The organism is Achromobacter sp. D7-1 (genome assembly GCF_059760445.1).
Genome location: NZ_JCBAMT010000001.1, coordinates 80,305 through 99,477, shown reverse-complemented (window position 1 = coordinate 99,477; position 19,173 = coordinate 80,305). Strand labels below are relative to the sequence as shown.

Annotated in this window: 12 protein-coding genes; 1 reads left to right on the top strand and 11 read right to left on the bottom strand. The window is 67.3% G+C overall.

The annotated features are described in order from the left end of the window. The first annotated feature begins 78 nt into the window (after positions 1-78). Positions 79-6,249, top strand: a complete 6,171-nt coding sequence (locus AC6LKD_RS00465; protein WP_498114707.1) for an autotransporter outer membrane beta-barrel domain-containing protein — start codon at positions 79-81, stop codon at positions 6,247-6,249. Positions 6,250-6,269: 20 nt separating this feature from the next. On the opposite strand, the gene AC6LKD_RS00460 is transcribed toward AC6LKD_RS00465, so the two are convergent. The 11 genes from AC6LKD_RS00460 to AC6LKD_RS00410 form a co-directional block, all read right to left on the bottom strand. Next, positions 6,270-7,847 carry a serine hydrolase gene (locus tag AC6LKD_RS00460; RefSeq protein WP_498114706.1) on the bottom strand — a complete coding sequence of 526 codons (1,578 nt, stop codon included), beginning with the start codon at positions 7,845-7,847 and terminating at the stop codon, positions 6,270-6,272. Positions 7,848-7,854: 7 nt separating this feature from the next. Beyond that, positions 7,855-9,027 carry a hypothetical protein gene (locus tag AC6LKD_RS00455; RefSeq protein WP_498114705.1) on the bottom strand — a complete coding sequence of 391 codons (1,173 nt, stop codon included), beginning with the start codon at positions 9,025-9,027 and terminating at the stop codon, positions 7,855-7,857. After that, on the bottom strand, positions 9,024-10,169 hold the full coding sequence (ampH, locus tag AC6LKD_RS00450; RefSeq protein WP_498114704.1) for a D-alanyl-D-alanine-carboxypeptidase/endopeptidase AmpH: 1,146 nt from the start codon (positions 10,167-10,169) through the stop codon (positions 9,024-9,026). Before ampH ends, AC6LKD_RS00455 begins: the two co-directional genes overlap by 4 nt. Positions 10,170-10,321: 152 nt before the next feature. After that, on the bottom strand, positions 10,322-11,239 hold the full coding sequence (locus AC6LKD_RS00445) for a LytTR family transcriptional regulator DNA-binding domain-containing protein (protein ID WP_237709940.1): 918 nt from the start codon (positions 11,237-11,239) through the stop codon (positions 10,322-10,324). A 150-nt stretch (positions 11,240-11,389) separates the two neighbouring features. Then, a complete protein-coding gene (locus AC6LKD_RS00440) occupies positions 11,390-12,205 on the bottom strand; it encodes a substrate-binding domain-containing protein (protein WP_013396049.1) in 816 nt (271 codons plus the stop codon). Positions 12,206-12,236: 31 nt separating this feature from the next. Next, positions 12,237-13,223: a Bug family tripartite tricarboxylate transporter substrate binding protein gene (locus AC6LKD_RS00435; RefSeq protein ID WP_492274380.1), complete on the bottom strand. Its 987-nt coding sequence runs from the start codon at positions 13,221-13,223 to the stop codon at positions 12,237-12,239. Between the two features lie 62 nt (positions 13,224-13,285). Next, positions 13,286-14,269 carry a fumarylacetoacetate hydrolase family protein gene (locus AC6LKD_RS00430; protein WP_013396047.1) on the bottom strand — a complete coding sequence of 328 codons (984 nt, stop codon included), beginning with the start codon at positions 14,267-14,269 and terminating at the stop codon, positions 13,286-13,288. A gap of 106 nt (positions 14,270-14,375) precedes the next feature. Continuing rightward, a complete protein-coding gene (locus AC6LKD_RS00425; RefSeq protein WP_013396046.1) occupies positions 14,376-15,119 on the bottom strand; it encodes a helix-turn-helix domain-containing protein in 744 nt (247 codons plus the stop codon). A gap of 55 nt (positions 15,120-15,174) precedes the next feature. Then, positions 15,175-17,256: a DUF8189 domain-containing protein gene (locus AC6LKD_RS00420; protein ID WP_498114703.1), complete on the bottom strand. Its 2,082-nt coding sequence runs from the start codon at positions 17,254-17,256 to the stop codon at positions 15,175-15,177. Between the two features lie 140 nt (positions 17,257-17,396). Further along, a complete protein-coding gene (locus AC6LKD_RS00415) occupies positions 17,397-18,131 on the bottom strand; it encodes a hypothetical protein (RefSeq protein WP_498114702.1) in 735 nt (244 codons plus the stop codon). A gap of 67 nt (positions 18,132-18,198) precedes the next feature. After that, on the bottom strand, positions 18,199-19,077 hold the full coding sequence (locus tag AC6LKD_RS00410) for a LysR substrate-binding domain-containing protein (protein ID WP_013396043.1): 879 nt from the start codon (positions 19,075-19,077) through the stop codon (positions 18,199-18,201). Between the last annotated feature and the right edge of the window lie 96 nt (positions 19,078-19,173).

Below are 19,173 nucleotides of genomic sequence, written 5' to 3'. Positions count from 1 at the left end.
TGATTCGTCATCCCAGACTTGTGGAGCGGGCGGGGAACGGCGATTTTCTCTATCTGCCCTATTTTCGCCGCCGCCGCCATGACCCTACAACAAGACATTCCAAAGCCCGGCCGCAACGGCCTGCGGCTTACCTGGCTGGCGTTGTGCTTGCAGGCAGGCATCTCCACCGTGTACCTCTTCGGGCGGCCGGCCTGGGCGCAGACGGCGCCGCTGGCCTATCAGTTTCGCGGCGCCGACGGCACCTGCTGTTCCAGCGGCGAACACCCCAATAATGGCCATGACGGGCAATGGGGCCAGCGTGACTTCGTCCAGACCGACAGCAACCAGCGCATCAGCGCCAGTGCGACCGGTCAGACCGGCATCCTGATCGACGTCAGCGGAGGCAAGGGCGGCAACGGCAGGGACGCCGACGTGAACCATTGGGGCGGCAATGGCGGCGGCGGGCGGATCATCGATTACACCTTGTCGGCCAGCACGGTCAATGCCGCGGGCCGGGGAATAGACCTGTACTCGGCGGGCGGCAACGGCGGCCTGTGGGGCAATGCGGACGGACCCAACGGCGGCTACGGCATCGGCGGCGACGGGCATCAGGCGCGCATCACGCTCAACAACGCCACCATCGCCGGCACGGGCTTTGGCATCGCGGTCCAATCCTGGGGCGGCGCGGGGACCGACAGCGCCATCGCCAATGGCTTCGACAGTGCGTACACGTCCGGCCATGGCGGCAGCGCAGGCTTGGCATCCGTGATCCTGCAAGGCGCGAGCTCGGTGACCGCGCGCGGGCCGGGACCGGCCGGCGTCAGCGCCGGGGTTGGACTGATATCGTCGGGCGGGCAAGCCGGGGCGGCCGAGCATACGGGGGACTTCGGCGGGCATAGCGATGCCGGGCGGGGCGGCGATGCCTCGGCTGTTACGTTCCTGTCCTCGGCCGGGACTGCGGTCAACGGCCATGGCGACGGCGTGTATGGCGTGATCGCCCGTTCCATCGGCGGCAATGCGTCGACCGCCAACGATACCGACACCAAGGCCGCGGCGGGGGGCAATGCCGGCCAGGTCAGCGTCAGCAACGGCGGCGCCATCAAGACCGACGGCAACCGGGGTATCGGCGTCTACGCGCTGAGCCAGGGCGGCAATGGCGGCAATGGCGGCAACGGCTCCTGGTTCGATGGCCACAATGGCGGCGCGGGCGGTGCGCCCGGCGCCATCGTCATCACCAATACCGGCACGATCACGACCGGCGCCAACGCTACTGTCGGCGCGAAGGGCATCATGGCCAGCGTGCTGGGCGGGGAAGGCGGCCCGGCGGGCGCCAACGGCGCATTCGGACAAGGCGGCAATGGCGGCGCCGGCGCGGTCGCGGGCCAGGCGATCACGATCACCAATGCGGGTCGCATCAGCACCTACGGCAACGATGCGGCCGCCGTCATCGCCAACAGCGCGGGCGGCGGCGGCGGGTTGGCCTCGTCCAGCAACGGCATCATCGCCGTGGGCGGCGGGCATGGCGGAACCGGCGGCGCGGGCGGCGGCATTGCCATGGCCAACAGCGGCGGCATCGACACTTCGGGCGACAACAGCGCCGCGGTGCTGTTGCAGAGCATAGGCGGCGGGGGCGGGGTGGGCGGCGATGCCAACAGCACCGGCGTGATCGCGTCGGTCGCCATCGGCGGCACGGGCGGCGCGGCGGGCAATGGCGGGCTGGTCCAGTTTTCTTCGCAAGGCAAGATACTGACGCGCGCCGGCAACGCCTCGGGCGTGATCCTGCAGAGCATAGGCGGCGGTGGCGGCAGCGGCGGATCGGCCAATGCGGTCGGCGTGGGCGTGGGCTTGAACGTCACCGTGGCGACCGGCGGCAAGGGCGGCAGCGGCGGCTTTGGCAGTACGGTTTCATTCACGCAGGCCAGCCAGGGAACGATCACGACGCTGGGCGCGCACAGCAATGGCGTGCTGGCGCAAAGCATAGGTGGAGGCGGCGGCAGCGGCGGGCTGGCCAACTCCCGCGCCATCACGATCGCGCCGCCCTTGGGCGACAAGCCCAGCGGCACGGTCACGGTGGCGGTGTCCAACGGCGGCGCGGGCCAAGGCGCTGGCGATGGCGGGACCGCCGCGTTCACGAATGCGGGGGGTATCCACACCGCGGGCGCGCAAAGCAATGGGGCAGTGGTCCAGAGCATAGGAGGCGGCGGCGGCAATGGCGGCGGGGTGCTGGCGCCGGTCAAGATTCCGACCATAGGCAACTCGCTGGTCGACCTGCAACTGAGCGTGCGCCATGGCGGGCAGGGCGGCCAGGGCGGCAGCGGCGGAAGGGTACGGGCCGGCAACGCCATCACGGGCATCATCGCCACCCAGGGGACGGGGGCGGCTGGCATGGTCGCGCAAAGCATAGGCGGGGGCGGGGGCAACGGCGGCATCGTCCAGGCGCACGACGCCAACTCGTTCAATGACATCCTGGGCTCGCCGGCCAGTCTGGCGGGCTTGCTGGACAAGGCCGCGAGCTGGCTGGAGCAGACGCCGCAGCTGGCGTTCAGCAAGGCCGTCAATCTGTCGGTCGGCGTCACGACCGGCGGCAATGGCGGCGCGGGGAACAGCGCCAGCGCCTTCAATGTGCGCAATGACAGCGCCATCTCGACGGCGGGAGATCACGCGCCCGGCATCCTGGCGCAGAGCATCGGCGGCGGCGGCGGCAATGCGGGCACGATAGATTCGGCGGGCGCTTCCAGCCTGCTGTCCAGTATCGACGCGCTGATCAAGGCCGCCGCGTCGGGCGTGCAGGATCTGTTCACCGTCGCGCTGCCGCAAACCAGCATCACCCACCAGACTGGCGGCAACGGCGGTGAGGCGGGCGCGGGCGGCGGCAGCGCTGCGGATCCGGCCATCGTGACGAACACGGGAGTCATTGCGACGCAAGGCAACGGTTCGGCGGGCATCGTCGCGCAGAGCATAGGCGGTGGCGGCGGCAGAAGCACAGCCAGCGGGCAGGATCTGCAGGCGGTGGTATCGGCTGGCGTGGGCAGCCAGGCCCCAGCGATCATCGACAAGATCACTCGAATCGTCAGCCTCCTGGGTACCAAAGGCGGGTCACTGCTGGGCTCCCTGGTCAATGTGCGTGCCGGCGGGGTAGACGGGGCCAGCGGCGCGGGCGGCGCCGTCATGGTCGACGCCAGCGCCGCGACCAGCCAGATCTCCACGCAGGGTTACCAGGCGCCGGGCATACTCGCGCAGAGCGTGGGCGGGGGCGGCGGCATTTCGGTGGTCGACCAACCCCTGTTCCTGTGGAACCAGACCGCCGCGGCGATCACGCTGGGCGCCGCGGGCGACCCGAAGCAGGGTTCCTCGACCAGCACGGGCGGCGCGGCCAGCGTGGTTCATGGCGGGACGCTCGCGACCCGGGCGGGCGGCTCTGCCGGGATCATGGCGCAGAGCGTGGGTGGCGGCGGCGGGGTCAGCACGCTGGTCCTGCGCAATGCCAGCCTTGCCGCCATCCAGCAGGAGGCCTCGCTGGCGGTCGCATTGGGCGCCGAATACCCGTCCATCACCAACACCTTCGGCATGGTCCAGGCGTCCGGCGGCACGGTGAACCTGGCCAACAACGTTGGCCGCGTCACCACGCAAGGGTGGTTCTCTCCAGGGATCCTGGCGCAAAGCGTGGGCGGCGGAGGCGGCATGGCGGCCGTGTCGTCCAGCGCGTCTCTCACGGGCATCGATATTCAGCTGGGGAGCACCGCGAAAGCTGGGGGAGGCGGCTTCCTGGGCAACGTCACCGGCGGCGGAGGCAGTGTCAGCGTCGCCAACACGGGCGGCAGTATCGTCACGAACGGCGCGCTGTCCTTCGGCGTGCTGGCGCAGAGCATAGGGGGCGGCGGCGGCCTGGTCATGGTGGACAACGGCGCGGGGCCAGCCGCCAATGCGGTGAACCTCACGTTCGGCTCCAGCTCGCCGATGGTGGGTCCTGGTGGAAGCGTTACCGTGACGCAGGACGTGGGCGGTAGCATCGTCACGGCCGGCACGAATTCGCATGGCATCGTCGCGCAAAGCATAGGCGGGGGCGGCGGCATTGCCGGCCTGGCGACGCGGCCCGGCCTCGTGACCTTGAAACCCGTCGGATCCCCGGCGGCAGGTGGCGACGGCAATGCCGTCAACCTGTCCATTTCGGGTACGGTCGCGACCTCGGGCAAAGGCGCCGCCGGCATCCTGGCGCAAAGCGTGGGCGGGGGCGGCGGGCTGGCGGGCGACCAGTCGTCCGCGCAATACACGACGGGCCTCATACAGAACGCGGGATTGACCGGCGGCCAGGGCAATGGCGGCAGCATCAACGTGGCCATCGGCACGGGCGGCACTGTCCAGACTTCCGGCGCCAACGCGCCCGCTATCCTGGCGATGAGCGTGGGCGGGGGCGGCGTGTTCAAGGACGGCGCACTTTATCAATACAGCACGCCGGGCAACTACCCGGCATACGGCGGGCCGGTAAGCGTGGCCATCGGCCATGCCGCGCAGGTCGTCGCCACCGGCGCCAATTCGCCGGCCGTGGTCGCGGTCAGCAATGGCGCCTATGGCGGAGGCCGGGCGGTCTCGGTCAGTCTGGAGCAGAATGCCTTGATAAGCGCCGACGCCAAGTCCGGCACGGGCATCCTGGCCATTGCGCCGTTGGCCAGCACCACCATCACCAATGCCGGCACCATTCAGGCGAAGACGGCGATTGATGTGGCCGGCCAGACTGTCGTCAACAATAGCGGAACCGTGGCGGGCGACGTGCTGATGGGTAGCGGCAGCCTCTTCCACAACAACGCCGGCGCCAACCTGTACAGCGGCGCCCGCTTCCAGGGCGATCTGGCCAGCGCCGGCGTCCTCAATCCGGGCGGGCCGGGCGTGTTTGCCGCGACCCGGATCACGGGCGCGCTGAACCACACGGGAACCTACCGGCCCGATCTGGACTTTGGCGGCCACAACAGCGACTTCCTCTCGGTATCGGGCGCATCGACCTTCGCGGGAACAGTCCGGCCCGTGCTGCGCAATCCCGTGAAGAACGTGTGGCTGGGGATAGGCCATTTCGATGCCGCGCAAAACAGCATACCTGCGACCGCAAGCGATAGCCCCTTGTTCAACTATGCGCTGAAGAACAATGGCGCTGGGGGCTTGCGCGATCCGCTCATTTCGGTCGACGCCAATTTCACCCCGTCGGCATTGCCGCTGAGCGCGGATCGCGCGAGGATCGCGAACTCGCTGCAGGCGCTGTGGGATCAGGGGAAACAGAGCGACGCCGCCACCTTCGACAAGCTCACGGGGATCCAGACCGCGGACCAGTACCGCGACGCCTTGAACCGCATCGCCCATGACGGCCAGTTCGCCCGCGCCGCCAACCAGATGCATGCGTCCTACGCGTCGATGAACCGGATGATGAGTTGCCCGGCGTTTGTCGGAGAAAGCACCATCCTGCGCGAGGGCGATTGCGTCTGGACCCGTCTGGACACGAACTGGACCCAGCGCAAGGCCACCTCGGACGACGAGGGCTACCACGTGCGGCAGAGCACGCTCACGCTGGGCGCGCAGCGCGAGATCGCCACCAACTGGTTCCTGGGCGGTTCGCTGAGCTACGCCTATGGCAAGACCACCTCGGCCTCCGATCTTTCGGGCAATAGCGACACTTACGCGGGCGGCCTGGCCTTGAAGTACAACAACGCGCCGTGGCAGGTGTCGCTTGCCGTGCACGGCGGCGTGGAGAAGAGCAGGATGTCGCGCGGCACGCTGGACGGCGTGGCCAAGAGCAAGCCGGAATCGTCCTTTCTGGCGGCCAGGCTGCGCACCGCCTACGAGTTCAGCCAGCCGTCCTGGTACTTGCGGCCGTACGTGGACCTGGACGTGAACCACATCCGGCAGGACGGCTACGGCGAACAAGGCGCGGGCGCCTTCAACCTGAAGGTGCACGGCAACGACACGACCTCGTTCATGGTCTCGCCCATGATGGAACTGGGCGGACGCAAGGACCTGGCCAACGGCTCGACCTTGCGTTCATACGTGGCCGGCGGGATGAGCTTCCTGAGCGGCGGCGACGTGGTCAGCACCATGCAGCTCAATGTGCCAGGCGCGGCGCCGTTCACGCTGCGGTCCGGCATGCCCAGGACCTACGGCAATCTGTCCGCAGGCCTGGAATACGTCACGCCCAAGGGCGTGGAGCTGAAGACGGAATACGCTTTGCGCGGCAATGGGGAATACCGCGACCAGTCCCTGACCCTGCGCGCCGCCTACCGCTTTTGAGCTGGCGGCGCGCGGGGCGGCTACTTGCTGGTCCAGCGGCCCAGGCCGCTGTCGTCGTAGAACTTGATGTCGAAGCCCTGGGCCCGCCCCTGGTCCATCTTGAAGACGATGGACGCCAGCGATGCCACCAGTTCGGCTTCGCCCGCGGGCGAGAAGGCGTAGGTGTCGCCGTCCCAATGGCGCAGGGGGAAGCGCATGCCCTTGGGACCCAGCACCAGGGTCAGGACGCCATTGGCTTCCTGGATTTCGGCAGGGCCGTAGTAGGGGTTGTCGAACCTGCCGGTGTATTGCGACAGCGCTTTCGACGCCGCGGGTTTGGCGGGTTCGGCCTGTCCGGACAGATCGGCCTGGGGTTCGAAAAAGGCCTTCATGGCGCCGTTGTAGGCCGCGAACCAGTCGCGCGTGGGCTTGCCGTACAGCGCCGTGTCGATGAACGATGCCGCGACGGATTCGGCCGCGCCCACCGGCGCGCCATTGGTCAACACCACGATGCCGATGCCGGCGGACGGCACGATCCGGAACGTCGTCCCGGTCCCCATCAGGAAGGCGCCGGAATGCCCCATCGAGGGGCGCCCGCCCAGTTCGGTGTTGACGTTGAAGCCGTAGCCGTAGAAGCCGGAACGCGAATCCAGGTCGTGCGCGCGGGCGCTGAATGCCTGGGCCGTCAATGCGGGCAGCAGCGCGCCCGGGGCGATCATGGCTTTGCCCTGGTACTGCCCGTCAGCCAGCAGCAGCTTCAGCCATTCCGCCATATCGACGACCGTCGAGGACACGCCGCCCGCGGGCGCCTGCTGGTCTGCGTCGCGCTGGCCCGAGGGCACGAACTTGCCGTTCTGGTACGCATGCAGCACGGCGCGATTGGCGTGCGCCTCGAAGTCGCCGTAGCGGTAGCTGGTCGACTTCATGCCCAGCGGCTTGAACAGCTGTTCATCGGCAAGCGCTTCCCAAGGGCGTCCGGCGGCCTTGGCCACCGCTTCCGCGCCTATGGTGGTGCTGAAGTTGGCGTAGTGGTAGGACGTGCGGAACGCGTCCAGCGGCAGCAGCCGCAGGCGGGCGATCACGTCCTGGCGGGAAAATCCCAGGTCTTCGAGGTCGTCGCCCGCCGTGCCAGGCAAGCCGGAGCGGTGCGCGAAGAAGTCGCCGATCGTGGCGCTTTCGGACACATAGGCATTGCTCAGCCTGAAGTCCGGCAGATAGCGCGACACCGGATCGTCCCAGGCGGCCTTGCCCTTGGATATTTCGATGGCCGCCACCGTTGCCGACAATGACTTGGAGATGGACGCGATCTGAAACACGGTCTGCGCGTCCACCGGCGCCTGCTTGCCCGCTACGCGCGTGCCGTAGCCTTGGGCCAGCACGGTCTTGCCGTCGATGACCACCGCCACCGCCATGCCCGGCACCTGGCTGCGCTGCATGATGTCCGCGATGATCCGCGGCAGGTCCTGCACTGCGCGTTCCTTGCTGCCGGCCGGGATCGCCACCGCGTCGGCGGGCGGGGTCGGCCCGTTGGCGATGGGCACGGGTTGCGACCAGGCTGCCGGGGCGCTGCCCAGCGCAAGTACGATGACCCCGGTGACGAGCGTATGTTTGCGGTTCATGATGACCTCAGAATCCTGCTTGGTAAGCGATGCGAATAACGCCCTGGTTGATGCGCAGGGCCTGGTCGCGCTGATGCGTGAGCCCGGCCTGCACGATGAAACCCAGGGGAGTGACATAGGTGACCGCGCCTGAAATTCCCCAATCCGTGTCGTCCAGCAACCCATGCTGCGCCAGCTTCTGGCCGCTGCCGGACAACTTGCGCACGGCGGCCGTCGCGGTCAGTTGCCAGCGGTCGCGCGACAGCGACACCGAGGTCACGCCGTTGCCATTGGAGACGGGAGCGCCGCGAAAGGCGCTGGAATAAGTGGCTTCGTTGAACCAGCTCAGGTTCCATGAGTTGGCCAGCGGCGTGTCGTAGCGCAAGCGGGCCGACACCGTGTTGGCGCTTTTGCCTTGGCCGGGATCCAGATGCAGCCGGCCCGCGTCCAGGCCGCCCGACAAGCCTTCCAGCCCGGGCAGGTCGCGGAAGTCGTAGGAGAGGATGAAGGACTTCAACTGGTCGCTGAACAGCGGCGGCTGATCCGGTCCGATGAGACCGCCGTCCAGGCTGAAGCGGCGGTTCATCGCGGTGTTGTCGCGCTTGAACAGGATGGCGGCCACGGAATGCGTGCCTTGGCCCGTGGTATCGAGGGTGTAGCGCCCGCCCAGCCCGATCGAGCCGCGGAACTCCGAGTTTTCGTTGAAGCCTGTGTACAAGCCGTCGATCACGTGCCAGGCGTCGCCAAAGCCCAGGTCCATCTTGCCGCCATACAGCGCGTAGTTGTCCGCGGTGTAGGCGGCGAACAGGTTGTCCAGGTCCACGCCCAGGTCGGAAAAGGCGTTGTCCTTGGTGTCGTTGGTGGACGAATTGAACGTCGCCTTGGCGCGGATCGAAAACTGCCGGTTCAACTGCAACACCAACGCGGCTTCCGCCGTGGGTTGCACACTGTTCCAGTGCGAGCGCGGCAACTGGCCGTTGTCGTCCTGCACGCCGAAGAAGCCGGTATAGCCGGTCATCAGCAAGAACCTGCCGTTCAGCCGCGGATAGGTCTCGCCGCCTTCGCCCAACTCGCTGTAGGGCGTGAGGAAAATCTCCGTCTTGAAGATGTCCCGGGCTTCCTGCGCGCACGCGCCTTGCGCGGCCACGGCCAGCAGCGCTGCCGCCGCGGCCTGGCGCAACGTGGGACGCCTACCGCTCACCGCGCCAACTCGGCCGCCAGTTCACGCACCTGAGAGTGGATGTTGTTGAACATGGCGAAGTTCACGCGGCTGGCGACGACGAACACGCCCAATCCGCGGTTGGGCGACAGGACGGCGTAGGACATGAAGCCGCCCAGGCCGCCGCTTTTGCCCAGCAGCAAGGGCGCGCCGTTGCGCGGCAGGGTCACCACCCAGCCCAGCCCCATGCCGTCGGCGTCGGTGACTTCCGTGCCCACGACCGACTTCAGGCCGTCATAGGGCAGCCACATCGTGTGGGCCAACAGGGCGGCCTCCTTGGACTGTTTTGCGCTGTCCAGATGCCAGCGCATCCAGCGCGCCATGTCGTCGGCGGTGGAGTAGACGCCGGCGCTGGCGTACATCACGTCGGGCACCACGGCGTTCGGGTCTGGCTTGTCGAAGGGGTCGAGGCCGGTCATCAGGCGTTTTTTCTGCACATCGCTCAGCGCATTGGTGGTGTCCGTCATGCCGGCGGGCTTGAGGACCTCGTCGGCCAGCACGGTCGAGTAGTCCGCACCGCCGGCCTTGGCCAGCGCATCGCCCAGCAGGCCGTAGCCCAGGTTTGAATACAGCGTGGTCGTGCCCGGCACATAGGCCGGCTTGTGGCTGCCGACCCACTTCCAGTAATAGGCGCGGTCGAATGCGGCGAAAGGATTGTCGGAGGGCTTGGCGTCCGGGTTGGGCAGTTCGCGCGGCAGGCCGGCAGAGTGCGTGGCCAGGTCCAGCAGCGTCAGCGGCCGGCCGTTGGCGTCGACCTTGGCCTGGTCCGGCGCATACTTCGCCAAGGGATCGGTCAGCTTGAGCTTGTTCTTGGCCGCCAGCGCCGCCAGCACATCGCCGGCGAACACCTTGGATACTGAAGCGATCCTGAATATGGAACGGCCATCGGGCTCCACGCCGCTGCCCGGCGCGGTTTCGCCATAGCCCTGGATCACGACTTCATCGCCGCGCACCGCCGCGATGAGCAGTCCGGGTGCGCCGGAGTTCAGGTACAGCTGCATGCCGGCCATGGAGACGGCGTCCTGCAAGGCCAGGTCGGCCGCGCGGGCCTGGCTTGCGCCCAGCGCGCAGGCGGCGCTCAGGGCAAGGATGGCGAGGCGCGTAGGGGGGCGGAACGTCAGCATGCGGTTCTCTCTGGGTGACTCGAGGAACGGGTGTTCCTCCGCATGCGCGATGATCCCAAAAACTCGTTGCGCGGCCACTTCCGCCAGGACGAAACAACATGCCGGCATGACGAACTGCATATTGCCGGGCCGTCGCTGCCGGGTCGCCGGATTCAGATTCCCATGCGTTCGCGCAGCGGTTTGCGGTAGGAGCGGGACACCGGCCAGGTCTCGTCCACGGCCCGCATCCTGATCAGCCACTTGTCGACGCTGCGGCGGTCCACGTCCATGACATGCAACGCGTTTGCAATGGCGGTCCGATGCACCCGGAAGAAAGTCTGCTCCGGCAGCAGGGTCGACCATACGCCGAGCGCGCGCGAGTCCAGCACCATCGATCCATCCTCGAGCCAGATTTCGCTGTAGTTACCGGCGGAGCGCACGCCGACGATGGTTTCGGGCTGCACGCCGCGCACCACGCCGCGCATGCTGAGATAGATCACCGATGTCACGTTGCCATAGCCGGCCGCGCGGCTGCGGTCGCGGGCGTTGCCGTACTTGGCCTGTCCGATCAGGTTGGCGCACTGGTACAGGGCGCGGACTTCGTCGGCCGACCAGGTGCGGTGCCGGACCGTGGTGTCGAAGCCGATGATGCCGTAGAGCTTCTGGTCGTGGAATATGGGCACGCTCAGCACGCTCTTGTTGCCCTGGCGCTGAAACTCGACCTGGATGGCGCGGGCGGTGCGGGGCAGGTCGTTGACGTCATGGATGGCGACCGCCAGGCCCTTCACCATGAACTTGTGCAGCCAGGCGATCAGGGTGGTCGGCACGTCCTGGAGTTCGGCGACGAAGGGCTCGGTCTGGCCCCGACACCACTCGTGGGTGTTGCGCAGGCGCAGCATGTCGGGACGGTATTCGATCATCCAGGAGCGGTCGACGTCGGAGGTCTCGCCCATATAGGCCAGCTGCTCGGAGATCGCGTCGTCGGCTGGCAGCTTGAGCAGGCTCATCGCGCAGTGGTAGAGCCAGTCCGATGAGGGATCGGGCTCGAGCAGGGTGGCTGAGTGCGTGTTGTACTGACCTGCATCCTTCACGTGCGATGTCCCCCGGCGGCTTCGTGGCGCTGCGTCCGGACGCGAGTCGTGCCGCGCGCCCAGCGGGGATTTTCTCTCCGGTAACCATGGATTACAAGAACAGCAAGGCGTGGAGCGGTACCAGTTCGAGGCGGTCGAACCTAAGGGTTTCTACTGAGCATGCACCGGTTCCAGTCCGTTCCTCGACAGGACCTGGCGCACGTTGGGCGACCGGGCCAGAAACACGATCAAGGCGCGTGCCGCTTCCGGATTCTTCGCGGACGCCGAGATGCCCGCCGAGAATACGGTGTATTGCTGCAACGACTCTGGCAGCTTGCCGACAAATGCGATGCCGGGAACTGCCAGCAGCTCACTGACCTGCTGCATGCCGATTTCGGCCTCGCCCCGGGCGACCACGGCGCCGACTTTTTCGCCCGAAATTTTGCGGCTTTTGGGCAACACTTGCTCTTCGATCCGCATTTTCTTGAGCATCTCGGTTTCGTAATAGACGCCGCTCAGACTGGATGAGTAGGCGATCGAGCCAGCCCGCAGCAGCGCCGCCGCAGCCTGTGCTTCCGTGGCGATTTCCGGTATCGGACTGCCGCTGCGTACGGCCAGGCCCAGGGCGGATTTCATGATGTCGACCTGGCTTTCGGGAACGACCAGCCCCTGGGCGGCAAGCCTGGCTAGCGAGTCCTTGGATGTCAGCACCACGTCCGCGGCCTCTCCGCGTTCCAGGCGGCGTGGCACGGAGGTCGGCACGGAAGGCAAGGATGAACCAAAGCTGGCAGCGACCTCCAGGTTCAATTCCTGTCGATAGAACGGTTCCAGTTGTTCGTGCACGGCGGAAACGGCGCCAGATGCAAGCAGGCTGACGGTGTGGCTGGGGCGCTGGGCCGCCGCCCCGTCCGCGGCCTGCAATGAACCCCCAAAAAACACCGTGGCCCAGAACAGCGCAATCCGGAATGCCAGGGATCTCTTTTTCATGTCGTCTCCTTGCGCGCCGTTGCGGCGTGGCCTATTGCAGGCTGATATGGGTTTGTTTGATGGTGTTTTCGTAGTCCCGCCTTTCCGTTTCCACCAGCTTGGCGAGGTCCTGCGGCGTGCCCGGGGCCGGACGGTTGCCGGAGGATTCCAGGTTGGCGCGCACGCTTTCGTCCTGCAACGTTGCAGTGAACGCCTCGTTCAGCTTGTGGACCACGGGGGCAGGCGTGTCCGGCGGGGCGAAGATGCCAAACCAGTTGTTGGCGGTAAACGACGGCCAGCCGCTATCCGCGATAGTGGGGACATCGGGGAACAAGGTTTCCCGGCTTGCGCCTGTGACGGCCAGGATCCTGATCTTCCCGCTCTGCACCTGGGGCAGCACCACGGGGACGGAATCGAACAGCACGTCGATGTTGCCGGCCATCAGGTCGGCCATGGCGGGAGCGGTGCCTTTGTAGGGAATATGGCGCAGTTGCGCACCCGTGCCGACCACGAAGGACATGGCCACCAGGTGGGTATTGGAGCCTATGCCCGCCGAACCCACTGTCAGGCCGTGGGGCGTGGATTTCGAAAGTTCCACCAGCTGGGCGACGGAATCCGCTTCCAGGTTCTGGCGCACCATCAAGGCATAGCTGATGCGCGCCAGCGGGCTGATCGGCGTGAACTTGCGGGGATCGTAGGCAAGCTTGGGTTGCAGGATGGGGTTGATGATCATGCTGCCGGGACTGCCCAGCATGACAGTGTATCCATCGGCTTCGGCCCGGGCCAAGGTCCTGGCGGCCAAGCTGCCGCCAGCGCCGGCCTGATTCTCGACGATGATCTGCTGGCCCAGCCGGGTCGACGCCTGCTGCGCGACCAGCCGCGCCAGCGTGTCGCTCGCGCCGCCGGGTGCGAAGCCCACGATCAGCTTTATCGGCTTGTCCGGATAGCTCGCGGCTTGCGCCGCTCCCGCCGCGAACAGCAGGCCGGCGCACAGCGCGGCAATTTTCCTTACGGCCTTGAATTTCGAATGGCCTTGCATGGTTCATGTCCTCGGAGTGCTGGATGGTCCGTGTCCACGGGTCGGGGTGCCGCGCTTCATTTCTATGGCAGCCTTTCGACGTGATTGCTCAAGGCGCCCAGGCCGGATATGGCGACAGTCACCTCTCCACCCAGGGTCGCAAGATTGACGTTCTGCACGGCCATGCCGCCGCCCGATCGGCGCAGCGCGGTGCCTAGCGAGATGATGTCGCCCGGCATGAGCGTCATGTACGAGGACAGGAATTCGATGACCTGGGGCAGCTTGAAGAAGAGGTTCTCGGTGTTGTCCTGGGTGATCAGTCTGCCGTCATGGCTGCAGGTCACGTCCAGCGCATGCGGGTCCGCGATGTCGTCGGCACTCACCAGCCAAGGCCCCACCGCCGAGAATGTGTCGCTGCATTTGTAGCGGCCGGGGTAGCTGACATGGGTATCGACGTACTCGATCTGCTCGGGATCGTCCGCGGCGGGATGGATGGCGCGATAGTGGAAGGTATCCTCCGCGCGCATGGTGGGCGAAGTGAAATCGTTGTGTATCGTGTAGCCGAACACATGCGCCATGGCGTCGGGCGCGGCCACGTTCCTGGCCCGGCGTCCGATCACGGCGGCGAGCTCCGGCTCGGGGTGGACGCGGCCGTAGGCGGGCCGGATCTGCAGCGCGCAGCGGTTGCCCGTCATCGAGGTCCAGGGTTTCACGAACACAGCCGGATGCTTGGGGCCGGACAAAATGCGTTCGCTGTTGGCGCTGTTGTTCAAGGCCAGGCAACAGAGCTTGGAGGGCCGGCGCACGGGCGGATGCCAGAGAATGTCACCGGGAGAGAACCGCAGGCCGGAACGCTGTCCGGAGCCGTACAACCCGTGCAGTTCGCGCAACGCCGGCCACCAGGAGGCGTGTTCGGTTTCCAGCAGGGACAGCAGGTCGTTGCGGCTTTCCGCCAATTGCGCCATGTCCTGGCTGGCCGCGGCCGCGGCGATGTCGACCACATTGCCGTCGGCGTCCTCGAACCCGATCCGATCGCGTCCTGCTGCCCAAAAACTGGCGAGCTTCATGCTGTTGTTCCTTGAGGTGGTGAGGCCCCAAGATAAACAAGTGCCGTCGCGAAGCGTAGCGCGCCGTGGCAGCTTTCCGCCTGGCGGAACGCTGCGCTGGACGGCGTCAGCTCAGGCGGATGGCTTCCGCCAGATCGTTGCAGACTTCCTGGAGTGGAGGCAGCTGGGCCTTGATGAAGGCGGGCGTCATGATGGAACCGAAAGTCGTTAGCGAGACGCAGGCCGCCAGTTCGGCGGCCACCATCAGCGGTACCGCCAGGGTGGCGGTACCGCGGGGGGCCGCAGGCAGCCTCAGCCCGTATCCCTGCCGCCGCGTCTGGTCGATGCGTTGGGCAAGCAGTTGCTCCCCTTCGGTGTGGTCACGGTCTTTGCCCAGCAATTGCAGGGCGGCGATCCGTTCTGCCTCGGAACAGAACGACAGATAGGCCAGGCCCGCCGCCGTCCTGTCCAAGGGCAGGCGATGGCCGTAGGTGCTGGGCTGGGACGCCAAGGGACTGTAGGGCATGGTGCTGAAGCGCACGACCATGGCGTCCTCATCCCGCGTGGATATCGCCAACGGCCACTTCAACATCTTCGTGGCGCGGATCAGCATGGGCATGGCCATGTCCACCACCCGCTGCCGGTCGCCGCAGCCCGCGCTCAGCTCCATGACCTTGGCTGTCAGGCAGTAGATGCCCGAGACGCCGGTTCCGCGCACGTAACCTTCCTGGCGTAATGTTTCCAGCATCCTGTGCAGGGTTGCCTTGGGCAGACCCGTGGCAGCGTGCAGGGTCTGCAGCGAGGTTTCGGGCGTTTCGTTCAGGGCCCGGAGCAGTTGCAGGACGCGGGAGACGCTGCGTATGTGTTCCATGGTGGGGGTCCTGGAGTTTGCGCCCTGGGGATGTGGCACCCTGCCATTCCACCGGCTACTGCGTCTTCGTCGGCGTCGCCGACTGCGAGGCCTGGGTCGGCATGCGGCCCACGCTGAGCGTGCCTGGCTCCGCCACGGAGGGCCGCAGCACCGCCGCATTGTTGGCGTCGTTGGCGCCGAGCTTGGGCAGGTCGATGGGACGCGCGGCCACGGTCTCGAAGGGGCCGCCGCCAGCGGATGGCACGCCATCCAGCGTCAAGCCGTGGGTCCAGTTGCCATCGTGGCGCGACAGCACCTCGTAGCGCTGGGGGCCGCCGGTGGCGCGGGCCACGATGTAAAGCGTGCCGTTGACCAGATTGATCGCGGGTGGCGAGGCAGCTTGGGCGTCCAGCTTGGCTGGCCGGCCGCGCTCCACCAGCCAGAGCTGTCCGCCCGCGCGTTCCAGCAGCGCGAGCATGACGTTGCCGCTGGCGTCGGCGCTGATGGCCGGGCGGCCGATGTAGGGCACGCCCATGTCGGTGGGGGAGCCCCAGTCCATGTCGAGATCGGTGGTGTCGCCGGTCTCCATCAGCCGCGTTAGATGGTTGCTGCCGCGCTGGCGGAAATAGAGTTCGACGCGGTTCTGGTGGTTGCGGATCGCGGCCAGTCCGCCGGCTGCCTGCGGCGCGGGTACGCGGCGCCAGTCCTGCCATTGCGGCAGTTGGCCCTTGGCGGCCGGCAGTTGGCGGGTGTAATAAAGCTCGCCTGCAGAGGTGATGGCGAAGATGACGTAGCGGCCGTCGCCGCCCAGCGCCGCGGCGGGCGCGCCGGTCACGCCTTCCAGCGGCGGCAGGTCCTGCCAGACGCTCCAGCTGCCGTCCACGCCGGATGGCGTGATCCAGTGCAGCAGGCCGTCGTAGCCCAGCGCCACGGCGGCGGCTTCGCCGCGCGGCGCCACCGCCGGAATCTGGGTCACGCGCAGGCCGCCCAGGGCCTGCCAGCCTTGCCAGGTGCCGTCGTGGCGCTGCTTGTTTGCCCACACGCCGCCCAGCGGGTCGCGCGCCATCAGGCCGGCCGTGCCGTCGGCGTGGGTGAACGAAACCAGCGGTCCGCTGGTGCGGCCGCCCAGGCTTTGCCAGCGGCGCTGATCCGCGTCCCAGCGGTTGACGGCGCCATTGGTTTCGCCGGCGGCGTACACCACCAGGCCGCCGCGCCCGTCCGGGTAGAGCTGCGGCGCGATGTCCTGGCGCGACACGTAATAGGCCCGCTGCACCCATGCGGCGGCGGGGCCGGCGGGTTCCTTGCAGCCGGTGGGGCCGGCGCAATAGTGGTAGTCGTTCCAGGCGTAGTGCTGGAAGATCAGCGACTTGCTGGCGATCTCTGCCTGGGTGAGGTTGGTGGCGCGCTCCTGGCTGGGGTAATCGACATAGCCCATTTCGGCGTAGTTGCCGGGCGCGCGCAGCATGGCCTCGCGTGCCAGCCGCGCGCTGGCGATATGGTCGGGATGCCCGTGGCCGGCGCAGCGCCAGCACAGCTGCGTGTACGGCACGGTGATGGTGTCGTCGAGGTGGCGCACCGTGGTCGGGGCGTACTGGCGGATCAGCTCGGCCAGGGTGTCGATCAGTTGTTCGCGCGTATAGGATGCGGCGTAGGGACCCAGTGTGTCGACGTTCTGTCCGGGTTCGGATTCGGTGCGGCTCAGCGGCGTCAGGCTGCCCCAGCCCTTGCCCAACCAAGGGTCCTTCAGGCGCATGTGCCACAGTTGTACGCGCGGATTGCCCTTGAGAGTAAAGCGCGCGATGCGGTGTCCGCCGGCGGCGCCGGTGTCTTCCTTCCATTCGTCCGGCTGATGCGCCATGTAGGCGTAGGCGGAGCGCACGCCGCGTTCGCGGCCCAGCATGTAGCTCTCGCCTTCACCGGCATCGCTGGCGGTCAGGTAGACCAGCCGCACACAGCCGCCTGCCTGGATGTTGGAGACGATGTCGGGGTTCATGAACAACAGGTCGTCGTCCAGGTGGGCGACGAACGCCATGTCCTTGATGCCGTGGCATTGCGCCAGCGTCGGCGGGGCGGCGAACGCGTGGGCGGAAAGCAGGGTGGCGACGGTACAGAGTAGCGCCCGGCCAAGGGGGCGCAGCATGGCCAACGAGACGTGCATAACGGGGCGCAGCAGAAAAGGCGCGGCGCGTAAGGGGTATTGAGGTGGGACCAGTATAGCGGCGCGCGATTACGATAAATGGGGGGCGGTACAGGCCGCGCCGTGGCCCCGTTTTGGCGCGGCGCGACCGGCCCGCCGCGCTAGCGGCCCGGCTTGGCTGCGGCCTTATCGCGCTGGTACGGGCTGAGATCCAGCCCGGCCTGCTGGAAACGCTGCACGACCATGGGCAGTTGCTTGCTCTGGGCCGCGCCGTCGACGGCCTGGATGGCCTGGCGGCATGTGTCGATGTTCTTCGGGCAGCCGTGGCCGGGCGTCAGCAGGCTGGCGTACACCGATATGTTGACGGCAAGCTGGGACACTTGGACGGTAGTCGGCTTGCCCTGGTAGAAATTGTCCAGATCGGCCTTCAGCCGGGCGGTCTCTTCTTTGCCGGCGAGGGTTCCGTCGCGGCAGTCCATGAAGGTGGGAGAGCCGTCCGCCCATTCCATGCGGCTGCATGCCAGGGCCAGATGTCCGGCCGGCGCGAGGCCCGCAGGCAAGTGCGCCCGGACCGTCGGCGAGCCGGAGGTAGCGAACGACACGATCTGTCCGTCCGAGGTCCCGGCGGCGACCGGGCCGGCGATCAGCATGGTCAAGTCCAGCGAGGCGGGAAAGCGCGCAGTCGGACCGTTGGCATAGGCTCGGGACACGGTCTCGGCGGTCGCGGCGGGCAGGCCGAGTCGTGCGCCGATGAGGCTGTTGCCGCCTTGCGTGTAAGTGTTGAGTTCGTCGCGCAACACCGCGTCCAGTACCGCCGCCTCGGTGGCGGAAAGACTGTAGGCGGCGCTGGCCAGCGCGGGGAGCAGCAGGCCTAGCAGCGCGCAGATTTTCTTCATGGGTAGGTTCCGGACGGGAGGCGTGACGCGCAAGGGTAACTCGTAAGCGCGTGCCTTGCGGGCGGGATCAGTCCGCGCCGGCGCTGGCCAGCAGCCAGTCGCGCAAGCGTTCGTGCGCGGCATCGGCGCGCACCGCATCCTTGCGCAAACACAGGCTGAAGGCCGCGCCGCTTTCAACGAAACCCAGCGGGGCGGCGAGGCGGCCCCGATGCAGGTCGGACTCCACCAGCACCGCGGGGGCGATGGCCACGCCCAGGCCGGCGGCGGCGGCTTCCAGCATGTGGCCCAGGTGGTCGAATTCGCGGCCCGGCTGCCGTGGCGCAAGCGCGATGCCCTGGCGCGCCGCCCAATCCTTCCAGGCGTCGGGCCGTGAGGAGGTGTGCAGCAGCGGCGCCTCCAGCACATCGGCCGCGTTGCGGATACGCGCGGCCAGGGCCGGGGTGCAGACCGGCCCTGTGGTTTCGGCGAAGAGGGGCGTGACGTCCCATTCTTGCGGCCAGGCGCGTCCGGCCAGGATCAGCGCGTCCACGCGCTGCGTGTTCAGCAAAGCCGCGTCGGCGGCGGTCTGCAGTCGTACGCGGATGTCCGGATGCTGGGCTTCGAAAAGCTCAAGCCGCGGGATCAGCCAGTTGGACAGAAAACTGGCAGGCGCGCCTAGCGCCAGCTCGGCCGGCTGAGTGCGGCGCTTGAGTTCATCGCAGCGGCGTTCCAGCAGGTCGAAGGCGTCATGGGCGGAGCGTTGCAGGTCCAGGCCCGCGGCAGTCAGGTGGACGCGCCCGGCGCGACGCTCGAACAAGGCGCAGCCCAGCCATTCTTCCAACTGCCGGATCTGTTGGCTGACCGCGCTGTGGGTCACGCAGAGTTCCTTGGCGGCCAGCGTGAAACTGGCCTGGCGGGCCGCGCTGTCGAAGAAGCGCAGGGCATTGAGGGAGGGCAGCCGTCTCATGTTCAGTTTGTTAGTTCAGCTTACGTGCATCGTAAACAAATCATTGATTCAAATAAGTTTTTTATGAAGATAGCATAAGGAAAAATCCTCATCATC

Coding starts and splice junctions, on each gene's coding strand:
- AC6LKD_RS00410 (WP_013396043.1), bottom strand. CDS start 19,077: ATGAGACGGCTGCCCTCCCTCAATGCCCTGCGCTTCTTCGACAGCGCG.
- ampH (WP_498114704.1), bottom strand. CDS start 10,169: ATGCTGACGTTCCGCCCCCCTACGCGCCTCGCCATCCTTGCCCTGAGC.
- AC6LKD_RS00435 (WP_492274380.1), bottom strand. CDS start 13,223: ATGCAAGGCCATTCGAAATTCAAGGCCGTAAGGAAAATTGCCGCGCTG.
- AC6LKD_RS00430 (WP_013396047.1), bottom strand. CDS start 14,269: ATGAAGCTCGCCAGTTTTTGGGCAGCAGGACGCGATCGGATCGGGTTC.
- AC6LKD_RS00440 (WP_013396049.1), bottom strand. CDS start 12,205: ATGAAAAAGAGATCCCTGGCATTCCGGATTGCGCTGTTCTGGGCCACG.
- AC6LKD_RS00460 (WP_498114706.1), bottom strand. CDS start 7,847: ATGAACCGCAAACATACGCTCGTCACCGGGGTCATCGTACTTGCGCTG.
- AC6LKD_RS00425 (WP_013396046.1), bottom strand. CDS start 15,119: ATGGAACACATACGCAGCGTCTCCCGCGTCCTGCAACTGCTCCGGGCC.
- AC6LKD_RS00420 (WP_498114703.1), bottom strand. CDS start 17,256: ATGCACGTCTCGTTGGCCATGCTGCGCCCCCTTGGCCGGGCGCTACTC.
- AC6LKD_RS00415 (WP_498114702.1), bottom strand. CDS start 18,131: ATGAAGAAAATCTGCGCGCTGCTAGGCCTGCTGCTCCCCGCGCTGGCC.
- AC6LKD_RS00465 (WP_498114707.1), top strand. CDS start 79: ATGACCCTACAACAAGACATTCCAAAGCCCGGCCGCAACGGCCTGCGG.